Source organism: Nodosilinea sp. AN01ver1 (genome assembly GCF_050565655.1).
GTDB lineage: Bacteria > Cyanobacteriota > Cyanobacteriia > Phormidesmidales > Phormidesmidaceae > Nodosilinea.
In genome coordinates this window covers 43,853-57,088 of record NZ_JBNXVS010000008.1, presented here as the reverse complement: position 1 = coordinate 57,088, position 13,236 = coordinate 43,853, and the positions used below count along the sequence as shown (strand labels likewise).

Sequence of the window (13,236 nt, the reverse complement as noted above, 5' to 3'; positions counted from 1 at the left end):
GGCCGTGAGTAAAAAGGTGTAGACGCGGAGCGGCTTCCCGCAGGGTGGGGGTTAACTGGGAGTAGGCCAGTTGGCGCGGTCGATCTGAACCCGAAACGCCTCCTCAGAGCCTTTGGGGTTGGGCTGAATTTGCCCCAGATAGATCAGTTTAGAGACACCACCGGGCTCATGGGCAATAGTGCGGGCGCGAATGGTGGCCACCTGACCCGGCAAACCCAAACGGTAGGGCTTAAACAAGTTGCTGGCGGCCTGGCGCAGGGTGGCATCCAGCGTCTCGGGGCCCATGGTGTTGGGCACCGTAATCACAATTTGGCTGGCCCCCGAGTCGTAGACGGTGGTGTAGGGCATCGCCCCCGGCACGGCAATGCGGGTAAATGGCTCAAAGCTCAGGCCCAGCAGGCCCACCGTGAGCACCGCAGCGAACCCGGCTGCGCCCACGAGGCGAAACCGAATGCCCCACTTAAACACAAAGGCCAGCCCGGCCAGTAGGGCCAGGGCCAGGGTGCCGAGGCCAGCCCACTGGGTGGCCACTAAAAAATCATCTGGGCTGAGCATGTCGCGATCGCATCCGGTAGTAGTTCAGGCAGCAAGTAGAGCAGCTCATCCAAGATATCGCAGAAGCCCTTTCCCAATGCAGAAAAGCGCTCGGGCGATGCGGCACCGTTCCTGCTACCAGGGTTTTGGCCGGGAACGGCCCGTTTGGGATAGCTTGGCAACCCCTGCCCTGGTATTCAGCAATACCCTTTACCTTCATGATCCTATCAGCAGTTTTCCCGTCTTTAGCGTTACCAGGTGCGGTACTGGAACGGGATTGGGCGACAGGCAGGGAGCGATCGCGTCGCTGAAGCGCAGTCTGCTCAAACGCCAGGGGCTAGGGAGCGTTCGTCCCTGGCCCATTACACGCGGCTTAGGCTTCTATTTTTACCTGCGATCGACCGCTTGCTTGGTACCGTCAAAACTCAATAAATTAGGTTGTAAACCTAACCAAGACAGGGTAAAACTTGAAGCCGTAGCAATAAACGATGGCGGCAGCGATGACACAGGTAGCAAGCACAGGTAGAAGCATCAGGCGGCAGGGCATGCGTGGGGTAGGGCTTTTGCTGCCTCTGCTGCTGCTGGGCTGCGGCTCCTCTAAAGTGGCCCAGTGCAACCAGCTGGCCGAGGTGGTCAACCAAACCCAGGGCTTTATGCAGGAGTTTGAGGCCGAAATTCAAACCTTCAGCGAGAGCGCTGCCCAGGTCAAAAACCTGGACGATATTAAGCTAGCCGCCAGCCAGTACACCACCGCCGTCGATAAAGTGGTCACCAACCTCGACGGTCTAGTCGGCGATCTGCAATCCACCACCCTCCGCGACGAAGACCTCAGCCAGTTTAGAGACGAGTACGTTGGCGTTGTGCAGGGGTTTAGCAGCGCCCTGACCGACGCCCGCGAGGCGATGGATCTGGTGGTGCAGGTTGAATCAGAGGACGAGCTACCGGCCAAAATCGAAGAATCTCAGCAGCAGACCATGACCGCCGTGGCCTCGATCGAAACGCTCTCTCAAACCGAATCGCAGCTGATCAACGAGGTCAATGGCTACTGCGGTGCGGCTCAGCCGGTCGAGCCCGTGGCTCCCGCCGAACCGGGAACTCCCGCTGAGCCTGGGGCTCCTGTCGATCCAGCAGCACCGCCTGCGGAGCCGGTCGAGCCTGAGGCTCCCGCCGATTCCGGCTCGTAACCTGACAGCCTCTCGACTTTGACAGGCCTCACAGATGGCTAACGGCTGAGACGTCTGGCTAGCCGTCTCAGCGCTGCCACGCCCGTCCCTAAGAACAGGCTATGGGCTAAACCGCTGATTCTCCAGCCATCCGCAGTTAATTGACGACAGCCCCTAGCTCCCTCGCCAAATTTGTAGCGCTGGCCAGTTTGCTTAGGACATTACTGACTGCCTGTAACCAAGCCTGGGACAGCGAACTGGCGTATAGCCATCGCCCACAGGCTACCTACGAAAACGTCCTAACCGTTGTGGCGACGGCTATAGCTGGAGATCTGGAGTTTTTTCTCCAGCAGAACTCCCTACTAAATATAGGGGTTGAGTTTGGGTTTTCTTTTCGTCTGAGCAGAGCAGGGGCGAGGAAACCTAAAGACCCAGGTGCTGCCTAACCCCTTCTCACCCAAATCAAATGGCGATCGCCAGATCAATCGAAATTCCAGCGCTTATGTTTTTGCTGCCCAAATATGAAGCATTTTCGGCAACTAAATCTATACTTTGAAGCTGAAGTATCCTCTCTATATAGAAACTCGCTACAGGCCAGAGCATAGGCTATGTTAAGAGCATAGTTTGCCCCAGCTGTCGGCGGCTATTTGAGGATCGATCTGGTTGGCTGACCTCGGTTGGGCTCTAGATCTGAGGTGCTGCTGCTGTCGTTTTTAGATTGGGCTTAACCGGCCATCTAAGCTATAGACCCCAGGGCTTCTAGACAGCTCAAATCTGCTTCTTGCTGCTCAAGCTGCGATCGCGGCCTTTCCCTGTTCTTTCCTGTAAATTACTGAGGCTAAAAATTCTGTAATTTACCTAGTCTGAGTAATCGCCATCCTGTGACCTACCAGTCCCAAGTTCCGCCCGACCTAAAACAAGACCTGCTGCGAGCCGTAGACAACAGCCCCGCAGACTGGATTTTGCTCAACCTGGCCCTCAGCACCATGAAAATGGGAGGGCATCGCTATGGGGCTTTTCTAGACGCCGCCACCACAGCCGCCAAGCTCGCTATCTACAGCACCTTCATCGAGCAGGGCAACAACATTCGCAAGACCGGCTTTTTGTACCACGTTGAGCCCAAACGGGTCAAAGCCATTGTGCAGGAGATTCAGGTGGCCCTGGCGGAGGGCCAAAGCCTGAAGGTGCTCAACTCCAAAGAGCCTTACTACCTGATTGCCCTGCCATTTCTCTGGCAGGAGCACTTTCCCTGTAGCGGCACCGAGGCGCGCGTGCGCGTGCAGGGGTTGACCCCAGGCGAGCGCAAAAGCATTGAAGACAGCCTGCCCGCCAGTGCGCCTCAGGCCCGCATTTTAGACCAGGTTGAGTTTACCGAGCTGATGGAACTGCTCCATCAGATGTCGCAGGAAGAACTGCCCAAGGGCCAGCGCATGCCCTTTAGCGACGCCCTGCTATCTCACATCAAGTTTCGACTGCTGCACTCGGGCACCGTCATTCAGATTGATTCGCCCCTGGTCGATATTCCGCTGTACGCCCTGGCCAGCGAGTCGTACTCTCCCAGAGGCGAGCAGGAGCGGGTGTTCGCCATGATTGATGACGTCGCCCGCTACTTTGGCCTGCTGCAGGCCTGGGTGCGCGAAGAACCCGGCGTGCTGCGCGGAGTTGAAGTCTTTGACGTAGCCCCTCAGCAGCGCCAGGCCGCGCTAGAAGAACTCGACGAAATGCTGCGCGCCTGGGCCGACAAGTATCACCAGGACGGCGGTCTGCCCATGGTGCTACAGTTTGCCGCCGGCAACCGAGAGTACGACTAGCCAGGATAGCAGCGAGTATCGGGCCGATCCGCACCCTCAGCCTGGGCTAAACTGAGAGTGTCGTAAAGAAATGTAACGCTATGGGTCGTGCCTCGGGGTTATCTAACCGCCAGGTGGTGGTCGTGGGGGCTGGCATCGGGGGGCTCACAGCGGCGGCGCTGCTGGCCCGTCGAGGCTATGCCGTGCGGGTGTTCGACCAGGCTCAAGTGGCCGGGGGGTGCGCCTCAACCTTTAGGCGGCGGGGCTTCACCTTTGATGTAGGGGCAACCCAGGTGGCCGGGCTAGAGCCCGGAGGTATTCACCACCAAATCTTTGACCAGCTCGATCTGCCCCTGCCCGCAGCAACCCCCTGTGACCCAGCCTGTGCGGTATTTTTACCGGGGGAAACTGAGCCCATTCGGGTATGGCGCGACCCCGAGGCCTGGCGAGCCGAGCGGCAGCGGCAGTTTCCGGGCAGCGAGCCGTTCTGGCAGCTCATGCAGCGACTGTTTCAGCCCAGCTGGCGATTTCAGGCCCGGCAGCCGGTGCTGCCCCCCCGCAGCCCGTGGGATCTGTGGCAGCTGACCCAGGCCCTACGCCCCGACACCCTGGTGACGGTGCCCTACACCTTTGCCACCGTGGGCCAGGTGCTGCGGCAGCTGGGGCTGGAGGATGACCGCCGTCTCAAGACCTTTCTCGACCTTCAGCTCAAGCTCTACTCCCAGGTCAGTGCCGACGAAACCGCCGTGCTCTATGCCGCTACCGCTCTCAGCATGTCCCAGGCCCCGCAAGGCCTGTGGCACCTCCACGGCAGTATGCAGGTGCTCAGCGACAGCCTCGAAAAAGCGCTGGTGCGTGACGGTGGCCTGCTGCAGCTCAACCACCGGGTGCAGCAGGTACAGACCGACCAGGGCCGGGTAACAGGGGTCAGGGTGGAAGATCAAAAAACCGGGCGCACCTGGGTAGAACCCGCCGACCATGTCGTCACCAATGTCACCGTGCAAAATTTGGTGCAGCTGCTGGGTGACTGCGCTCCCCCTGGCTACCGACGACGGGTTGAGTCGCTGCCTGCGGGTAGTGGTGCCTTTGTGCTGTATCTGGGGGTCGATGCCGCCGCCATTCCGGCTGACTGCCCGCCCCACCTGCAGTTTTTCTATAACTACGATGGCCCGATCGCCGAAAACAATACGCTGTTTGTCTCCGTCAGTCGCCCCGGTGACGGTCGCGCCCCCGAGGGGCGAGCCACCATTATTGCGTCGTCGTTTACCGACATCGCTTCCTGGTGGCACGGCAACTACGAGGCCATGAAGCAGGCCTACACCGACGGTGCCATTCAGCGGCTGTCCAGCTTCTTCGACCTGCAGGGCGACCACATCATCCACGCTGAGGCCGCGACCCCCCAAACCTTTGCCCGCTTTACCGCCCGCGACCAGGGTACGGTCGGTGGCCTGGGTATGCGGGTGAGCACCTTTGGCCCCTTCGGCTTTGCCAACCGCACGCCGGTGGATGGGCTGTGGCTGGTGGGCGACTGTACCCACCCCGGCGAAGGCACAGCCGGGGTGAGCTACTCGGCTCAAACCGTAGTGAGGCAGATTGAGGCTCTCTAGAGACAAGACATAAAGCAAAATGGGGCAAATCCTCAAGAAATCTTTAAGAAATGCATCCTACTTAACGGAGAAAACTGCCCCTGACCTAGGTATTATTGACGAAACTATGGCCGTAGTCCGAAATAAGCATCAGTAAGATTTACGACCCGGTATGTTTAGGTGGGTTGAGCCATCCCTCAACCTTGAGTAGTTCAGTTCGCACTATTCCGCCCTGCAGAGAACAGGTGTAAAATCAACGGCCAAGGCTGGCTCCCGCTGGGTTGCCGCTACGTCTACCGCCCTCACAATCAGGTCAGCAGCATGAGTCCCTGGGATTCCTTAGATTCGTGGTCAAACTACTCGAGCCGCCCCCCGGCTAGTCTAGAAGACTTGCTCTACCAGCACTGGCAATACTGGCGCAAGCAGGAAGCTCCCCACGAGCTGATCGAGCGGTTTCGCCGCCTGTTTCTCGACGTGGCTAACTATCCAGATAGTTCGGTGGCCAACGCCCTGCTCAGTTTGTCTGAGCAAGACACCGCCGATCGCGAGTTCAAGTACGTGCTCAACCGCTGCTGCTACACCCTGATCAACCTCTGGTACACTCAGCCCCGCGATCACTGGGCGATTCCTGAACTGGTGCGGCTGTTTGAGGAGCTGCCCCCGGCCAATGGCGCTAACCCCAGGGCCCAAAAGGTCTACAACCTGGTCAAGGAGTTTCCCCAGACCGAGCAGTACGCTTCGCTGGTGCGGCTGCAGCAGATCATGGCTCCACGCGAGGCCGATGTTCCTCAGACCGTGGTGGTGGAAGAACAGCCGCTGGCCTACCGCATTCGCCACTACCCTTTTCTGTACGACAACAGCTTGCTCACCAAAGACAGCGGCCAGGAGCAAAAGCAAAACATCAACGACCTGCGCCGTCGGGCCGAGACTGAGTTGGGCATTCGCCTGGCGCGCTACCACGCCCAGCAGCAGGGCGCAGGCCGGTCTGGGCAGGTGGTCAACCCCACGCTGCTCGATGCCGTTGGGCTGGAGCAGGCGCTTAACTTTTATACCGGCAAAGTTGACGGTCGCACCCACCGCGACCAGGCCCGCTGGTTTGCCACCTACAGCAAAACCGTGCGCTCGTTCCGCGACTTTAAAGATGAGTTTGTCGACTACCTGATCAGCCCCATTGCGGCGGCGGAACCGAAGTACAGCGGCAACCACTTTACCCGCAACCTGCGCCAGTACCTGCGCGAAACCCTGGCCGAGTTCGACGCTCAGCCCCTGAACAGCTTTATTCTGGTGGAGACCTGTCGCCGCCTGCTCAACTTTTTGGTGGTCGATAGCCCCCACCGCCCCGTGTTTCGCAACTTTCGCCACCTGGTCAACGATGTGGGCCATACCCTGACCATGGGGCTGCTGCTGCGGCTGGTGCTGTTTTGCTCGGCGGCTAAGCCCTGGCTAGAGCGCTGCTTTTCGGTGCTGTTTAACCTCCATGAGCGCCGCACCTGCAAGGAGGTGCCGTGGCTGGTTACGAGCCTGGAGCACGCCAATGTGGCTCTAATTACCAACTTTGGCGACGTAGGCTACCAGTTCTAGATACCTAACCCATCTAATATTGTCAGGTCTGTTGTGCTGGCAGGTTACCGGGGGCTATAGTCACCAGGAACTGGGCAGCTGGACAAGGTCTGATAGTGGGGAGAACGGGGTTGGCAAAGGGCTGGGTTTGGGTTAGGTGGGTGGCGATCGCAGCGGTGACCATAGGCCTGGTGCTGCGCTTTGCCCATTTAGATCGCAAGGTCTACTGGCACGATGAAGCCTATACCAGCCTGCGGGTGGCGGGGTATGTCGGCCCCGCCGTAGAAGAAGCGGTGCGCGATCGCCCCGATCTGACCGCCGCCGATCTGCTGCGCTACCAGCAGCTGCCGCCCGAGCCATCGCTGTCCGACAGCTGGCTGGCGTTGACCAACAACCCCGAGCACCCGCCGTTGTACTATCTGCTGGCCCACGGCTGGGGCCGATTATTTGGGGCGTCGATCTGGGGGTATCGGGCGATCGCGGCGGTGTTTGGGGCGATCGCGATCGCCGTGATGTACTGGCTGGGTCGTCAGCTGTTTCCGGCTTCGCCTGCGATCGCCTGGGTAGCTGTGGCCCTGCTGGCCGTGGCACCCGTGCAGCTCATCTACAGCCAGGAGGCACGGGAATATACTCTGTGGACGGTTGGCCTGCTGCTGGCCCACGGCACCCTGGTGCGGGCGATGGCGCGAAACACCGTGTCGGCCTGGGTCGCCTACGGGCTGGCCCTGGGGCTGGCCTGGTACGGCTCGCTGATGACGGTGCTGCTGGGCTTGAGCCATGTCGCCTATGTTGCCCTTAGCCACCTTAGCCCTATGGCCTGGCTTAAGTCCGATCAGAAGCCACTTTCCCTAAAAACCTGGGCGGCCTTTGTACTCGCCAACGGCCTGGGCCTGGGGCTCTTTACCCCCTGGCTGTGGGTCATCGTGCGGCAGTGGGCGCGGCTGCGAACCGTAACAGCCTGGGCAAACGAACCTAGGCCGCTGGAGTATTTGGCCCAGTTTTGGGGACTACACTACAGTTCTATGGTGGTCGATTTTAATGCTCCCCTGAGCCACCCATTTACGCTATTTGGCCCAGCGCTAGTGCTGCTAGTGATGGGGCTGGGGCTGGGGCATATTTGGCGGACCCAGCCGCGATCGGTGGCGCTGTTTTTGAGCTGTGGCCTGCTGGTACCGCCCCTGGTACTGATCGGCGGCGATATAGTGCGGGGCAGCCAGTTCTCGGGCACCACGCGGTACTTTTTTCCGTCGTTGGTGCTGCTGCCGCTGGCGATCGCACCCCTGATAACCCACTGGCTAACAGCATCCCAGAGACGCTCCAAAGCCCTGGGCGTAACGCTGCTGGCCCTGTTGCTAGCCGTAGGCATGGCCTCTGGAGTAGCAAACAACCGCGCCCTGACCTGGTGGAACAAGACCGTGGGCTACTCCAATATTCACGTCGCCACCTACCTCAACCAGGTGTCGAACCCAAGGGTACTGCTGGGGGCAAACGGCATTGCCATGGGAGAAGCCCTCTCGCTGAGCCACTACCTCCAACCCAACACAGCGCTGTGGCTGCTGCCAGAACCAGGAATGCCCGCGCTAGCTAGCCTTCAGGCTGTGCTTGAGGCCCAGCCCCAGGCCACCCTGTTTTTGCTCAAGCCGTCATCCACGCTGCTCGATACTGTGCCCCCCGGTTGGCAGACGACCCCGATCGAAACGGGTCAGTTTGCCCCTTCCGATCTGGTGCAGCTCACGCCGCCCCCAACGTCTTAACCCAGTCCTAGCGACACTGTATCGGTTCTCTAGGGGCTGTCGTCAACTAGCTGCTAAACGTTCAAGAATCAAGGGTTACGGCCCCTAGCTTGTCGTTTGGGTCGGGCGTGGCAAGGCTTGATATCCCGAGCTTTTGGCCACAATTAATGACACGCCTTAGACTACGGCTGGGGCCTGCATTTGCAGGGTGCCGGTGGCCGCATCCATGGTGATCGGGCCGCCGATGGGCAGCGTCCACAGCGGCTCCACGTGGCCAATCCACGCGCCCGCGTAGGCGGGAATGCCGAGGGGCTGAATGTGATCGCGCAGAATGTCTTCGAGGGCGAGTGAGCCATAGCCCGAGCCCGGCCCGCAGGCGGCGCACTGGCCAAACACAAACCCCGCCAGGCCGTCCAGTACGCCCGCCAGCTTGAGCTGGGTCAGCATGCGATCGATGCTATAGGGCGGTTCGCCCACGTCTTCTAAAAACAAAATCGCCCCGCTGGGGTCGGGGAAGTAGGGCGACCCCACAATGCCAGAAATCACCGACAGGTTGCCGCCAATCAGCGGCCCGGTGGCCCGGCCAGCGGTGATGGTTTGAATGCGGCCCTGATCGCGCATCAGGCGGTCTTGATCGGCCCCCAGCAGCGGGTTGCTGTAGGTCAGCGCTGCGCCCTCCATCAGAATTTGGCGCAGGGGTTCTACCTGGTCGGCTCGCCAGGCGGTAAGGCCGTGGGGACCGTGAAAGGTGACCAGCCCCGTCTGGGCATAGACGCCCAGCAGCAGGGCGGAGATATCGCTAAAGCCAATTAGCACCTTGGGGTTGGCGCGAATGGTGTCGTAGTCGAGGTAGGGCAGAATGCGGGCGCTGCCCCAGTCGCCGCGCACCGGCAGCAGCGCTTTGATGGCCGGGTCGGCAAACATGGCGTTAACGTCAGCGGCGCGTTCGGCATCGGTGCCCGCCAGGTAGCCGTAGCGGGCCAGGGCGTGGGGGGCAACGCGGGGCACAAAGCCCAGCGCCTTAACCGCGTCAATCACCAGATCGAGGCGATCGCGCTCAAAAGTCGCCCCCGCCGGGCTAACAATCCCTACCGCGTCGCCCTCCCGCAGGCGCGGCGGCAGCAGGGCCGATCGTCCTTGGCGTTCCTGGGCCTGGAGCGATCGCTGTCCTAGCGCCATTCCTGCCGATGCCACCCCCAGCCCGCCCAATAGCTGCCGTCGCCGCATACGCGCTACCTTGAGAAAATCTTGTACGCCACCGAGCATACACCGGAGCACCCCATGACCGCACAATCCCCATCGCCCCTGAGTTCTGACGCCTGGGAAGAGCGCTACCAGGCAGGCCCCCCCCGCTGGGACCTAGGCCACCCCGCCCCCGCCTTTAAGACCCTGCTGGAGTCTGCCGATGCCCCCAAGCCAAGCTCGGCCATTGTGCTCGGAGCCGGACGCGGCCACGATGCCGTCTTCTTTGCCCAGCACGGCTTTGCCGTCACCGCCGTCGACTTTGCCCCCTCCGCCATTCAGGCGCTAGAGGAACAGGCCCAGGCTCAAGACCTGCCCTTAAAACCGCTCCAGCGAGACATTTTTGGCCTGCTGCCCGAGTACGCCGGACAGTTTGACTACGCCATTGAGCACACCTGCTTCTGCGCGATCGACCCCGCCCTGCGCCCCGCCTATGTCGAACTGGTGGCCAACCTGCTGGTGCCCGGCGGCGAACTGCTGGCCGTCTTCTTTACCCACTCGCGCTCCGGTGGCCCCCCCTTTGGCACCACCGCCGCCGAAGTGCGCCAGCTGTTCGAGCCCCACTTTGAAATCGTGACCCTGGAACCCGTGACAAACTCCATACCCTCGCGGCAGGGGGAGGAGCATTTTGGGCGGCTGCGAAAACGGTAGATGGGTGGATGAATTCAAAATGCGAAGTTCAAAATTTTGAACTTCGCATTTTGAACTTTGAATTTTGCACTCCCCCTTCCTCACCGCCTCACCTTCTCCACCCTCCTCAACCTCCTTATACTGAAGAGGACCGTTCACCGTGCACCTTTCCCATGGATTTAGAGCAGATTTCCGCTCAGCTCAAGAGTGAAGATTCCAAAGACCGCATGCTGGCGCTGGCTTCGCTGCGCAATGTGCCTGCGGCCCAGGCGGCACCGCTAATTCGGCAGGCGCTAGACGACAAAAATCTGCAAATTCGCTCGATGGCGGTGTTTGCCCTGGGGATTAAACCCGATGAAGAGGCCTTCGACATTCTGGTGAACCTGCTCACCACCGACCCCGACTACGGCATTCGGGCGGATGCTGCGGGGGCGCTGGGCTATTTAGAAGATCAGCGCGCGTTTGGGCCTCTGGTGCGGGCGTTTTACGAAGATAGCGACTGGCTGGTGCGCTTTAGCGCGGCGGTTTCGCTGGGCAATTTGAAAGACCCCCGTGCCCACGATGTGCTAATGGAGGCTTTGCAGAGTGACGAAACCGTAATGCAGCAGGCGGCGATCGCCGCCGTTGGCGAAATTGGCGACCTAGAGGCGGTGGACGAAATTCTCAAATTCGCGCAGTCGGAAGACTGGCTGGTGCGCCAGCGGCTGGCTGAGGCGCTAGGTCATCTACCTACTCCCAAAACTGAACCCGCCCTGCGCTTTCTAGAGAAAGACTCGCAGTATCAGGTGGCCGAGTCGGCCAGAATTTCTCTCACCCGGCTCCACAAACGCAAGGATAACCAGAGCCAGTAGACTGCCTCACGCTCCAGTCGTGGGGTCGGCGTAGCCGAGGGCATGGAGGATTTTGATGGTGCGATTTTCCGTTCCGAAGACGCTTCGCGAACAGTAGCAGCCTGCCGTAGAGCCTGTATCGCAATGCACCAGAACATTTCAGTTTTGCTGTTGCAGACGCTATCGGTGTCCGATGAATGCCAACGTTAGGCCAAGATGGTGCCAATCTCTTTGAGATAGACGCGGCTGAAGGGTTCGCTGCCGCCCAGGCGATACTGTTCGATCAGCCCTTCGCGGCGAATTGAGATGTCGTCGCCCTCTCGTACCACAACCGTTGAGTGGGGGAAAACATCGCGGGTGAGCAGCATTTCGGTTTCGGTAGGATTGTCTAAAACCACTATGTCGCTGCCCGAGTAGAACATGCCGTCCTGCTCAAAACTATCGCCGCGATATTCTGCAATTAGCATGTCAAGTTTGGGGTTGCGCAGCAGGTTGCGCACATTGGCGTTGTAGTTTGGGCTTAAGACCTTTTCAGAGCGATTGATCAACATACCCTCGCGGCATACTGCGCCGATCACCCAGTTGGGGTGCTGCAGCAACACATGGTCGATCAGCTCCTGCAGGTTGCGCATCGAAACCCGATTGAACGTCATGATCGGAATGCGGGGGCTGGTTTCGGCGGGGAAGAAGGTTTCTAAAATGGGGGAGGTGACATCGACGCGATCGCCCACCGAGGGGTTGAGGTGCATCGAAATTCCGGGGGCCGAGTTAATTTCAAGAATGCCAAAACTGCTGTCTTTCCACGACCTCGATAGGTCACGGGCAATCACGTCAATGCCCAGGCAGGTCAACCGAAAATGCTGAGCAATATCCTGCGCCAAAATGATGTTGTCGGGGTGAATGCTGGGCGTGGCGTCGATGCTGACCCCCCCGGCGGACAGGTTGGCCACCTTGCGCAGATAGACGGTGCGGCCTGCTTCTAGCACGCTGTCTAGGGTGAACCCCTGGGCGGCCAGGTAAAGCTCCATAGCCTCGTCGGTTTTGATCTGGCCCAGGGGCGAGGTGGGGGTGTCGCTGCGAGCGGCGGCTCGGTTGGCCGCGCGAATCAGTTCGCTGACGGTCGATCGCCCGTCGCCGGTGACCGAGGCGGGCTGCCGCTCCATGGCCGCCACAAAGCGACCGTTGACGCACAAAATGCGAAAGTCAGAGCCCGTAATGCTCTGCTCCACAATGATGCGTACCGCTTCATCGGCGGGAATTGAGGCCAGGGCGCGATCGAAGGCGGCGTCTAGCTCGTCGTCGTCGCCCACGTCAGCAGTGACCCCTTCGCCCTTGTGCCCCGACACCGGCTTGATAGCGATCGGGTAGCCAATGCGATCGGCAGCGGCTAGGGCTTCACTGCGGGTAGCGACGATTTCGCCCTGGGGCACCGGAAAGCCCAGGGTGCTGAGAAAAGCTTTGCAGTCGTCTTTGCGGGTGGTGAAGTCTGAATCGAGGTGGCTGTCGGTGTCAAAGGTGGTGGCGACGCCGCGCACCAGCTTTTTGCCGTAGCCGTACTGCATCAGCCCCTCATCCCAGAGATAAAAGGTGGGAATGCTTTTTTCGTGGGCGGTTCGCAGTAGCGCATAGACGGTAGGGCCGCCATACACCGACTGCCGAAACACGCGTTGAAAAATTTCAATCTGGTCTTCAATGTAAAATTGCTGGTCCTGGGTGATGGCCTCGAACCAGTCCCACACGGCAAACACAACCGATCGCGTCGAGCGTCCGTGCAGGGCTTCGACGGCAATGCGGCAGCGGTCACCCCGATGGGTGACGCTCCACTGGTGCAGATGCAGCCCAATATCGAGCCGGTTGACCTCGGCGGCCACCTGGGCAAAGAGATGGGCGTAGGAATCGTAGCTGTGCTCTTTGAGGTGAGGGTAGCGATCGCTCACCGCGTCAATATAAGCTTCGATTGGCAGTGGGTCGCTGTTTCCGGTGAGGGCAAAGTCAAATACATAGGCAGCGGTGTTTAAGTAAGGGTTGCTGCCCTCACAAAACCGACTGTTATAAATATCGAACGCATCGGTTTTACGAGCGTTCACGCGAGATACCGGAAGCTGATCGAGAACCACCTGCTCCTCCAAAGCAAATACTCCTCATCCTAAACAGAGATTTCGTTGCCT

The 13,236-nt window shown here is 59.9% G+C and carries 10 protein-coding genes; 7 read left to right on the top strand and 3 right to left on the bottom strand.

What is annotated here, in order from left to right; genetic code table 11:
* Positions 1–51: 51 nt before the first annotated feature.
* Positions 52–555: a DUF2518 family protein gene (locus ACQ4N7_RS09080; protein ID WP_430711286.1), complete on the bottom strand. Its 504-nt coding sequence runs from the start codon at positions 553–555 to the stop codon at positions 52–54.
* A 479-nt stretch (positions 556–1,034) separates the two neighbouring features.
* Here ACQ4N7_RS09080 and ACQ4N7_RS09075 point away from each other — a divergent pair, with 479 nt between their 5' ends.
* The 5 genes from ACQ4N7_RS09075 (at position 1,035) to ACQ4N7_RS09055 (ending at position 8,387) form a co-directional block, all read left to right on the top strand.
* Complete coding sequence (locus ACQ4N7_RS09075) at positions 1,035–1,718, top strand: hypothetical protein (protein WP_430711285.1); 684 nt, start codon at positions 1,035–1,037, stop codon at positions 1,716–1,718.
* 860 nt (positions 1,719–2,578) lie between these two features.
* Entirely contained in the window at positions 2,579–3,508 is a 930-nt protein-coding gene (hetR, locus tag ACQ4N7_RS09070; protein ID WP_430711284.1) for a heterocyst differentiation control protein, read from the top strand.
* Between the two features lie 80 nt (positions 3,509–3,588).
* On the top strand, positions 3,589–5,094 hold the full coding sequence (crtD, locus tag ACQ4N7_RS09065; RefSeq protein WP_430711283.1) for a C-3',4' desaturase CrtD: 1,506 nt from the start codon (positions 3,589–3,591) through the stop codon (positions 5,092–5,094).
* 300 nt (positions 5,095–5,394) lie between these two features.
* A complete protein-coding gene (locus tag ACQ4N7_RS09060; RefSeq protein ID WP_430711282.1) occupies positions 5,395–6,654 on the top strand; it encodes a hypothetical protein in 1,260 nt (419 codons plus the stop codon).
* Positions 6,655–6,764: 110 nt separating this feature from the next.
* Positions 6,765–8,387, top strand: coding sequence for a glycosyltransferase family 39 protein (locus tag ACQ4N7_RS09055; RefSeq protein ID WP_430711281.1), 1,623 nt, complete (start codon positions 6,765–6,767; stop codon positions 8,385–8,387).
* Between the two features lie 156 nt (positions 8,388–8,543).
* On the opposite strand, the gene ACQ4N7_RS09050 is transcribed toward ACQ4N7_RS09055, so the two are convergent.
* Positions 8,544–9,593, bottom strand: a complete 1,050-nt coding sequence (locus ACQ4N7_RS09050; RefSeq protein ID WP_430711397.1) for a S66 peptidase family protein — start codon at positions 9,591–9,593, stop codon at positions 8,544–8,546.
* A gap of 54 nt (positions 9,594–9,647) precedes the next feature.
* Here ACQ4N7_RS09050 and ACQ4N7_RS09045 point away from each other — a divergent pair, with 54 nt between their 5' ends.
* A complete protein-coding gene (locus ACQ4N7_RS09045) occupies positions 9,648–10,259 on the top strand; it encodes a methyltransferase domain-containing protein (protein WP_430711280.1) in 612 nt (203 codons plus the stop codon).
* Between the two features lie 152 nt (positions 10,260–10,411).
* Positions 10,412–11,089, top strand: coding sequence for a HEAT repeat domain-containing protein (locus ACQ4N7_RS09040; RefSeq protein WP_430711279.1), 678 nt, complete (start codon positions 10,412–10,414; stop codon positions 11,087–11,089).
* 185 nt (positions 11,090–11,274) lie between these two features.
* Here the strand turns inward: ACQ4N7_RS09040 and ACQ4N7_RS09035 are convergent, their stop codons facing one another.
* The gene (locus ACQ4N7_RS09035; protein ID WP_430711278.1) at positions 11,275–13,197 is read right to left on the bottom strand and encodes an acetate--CoA ligase family protein; all 1,923 of its coding nucleotides are present in this window, start codon (positions 13,195–13,197) and stop codon (positions 11,275–11,277) included.
* Positions 13,198–13,236: the final 39 nt, after the last annotated feature.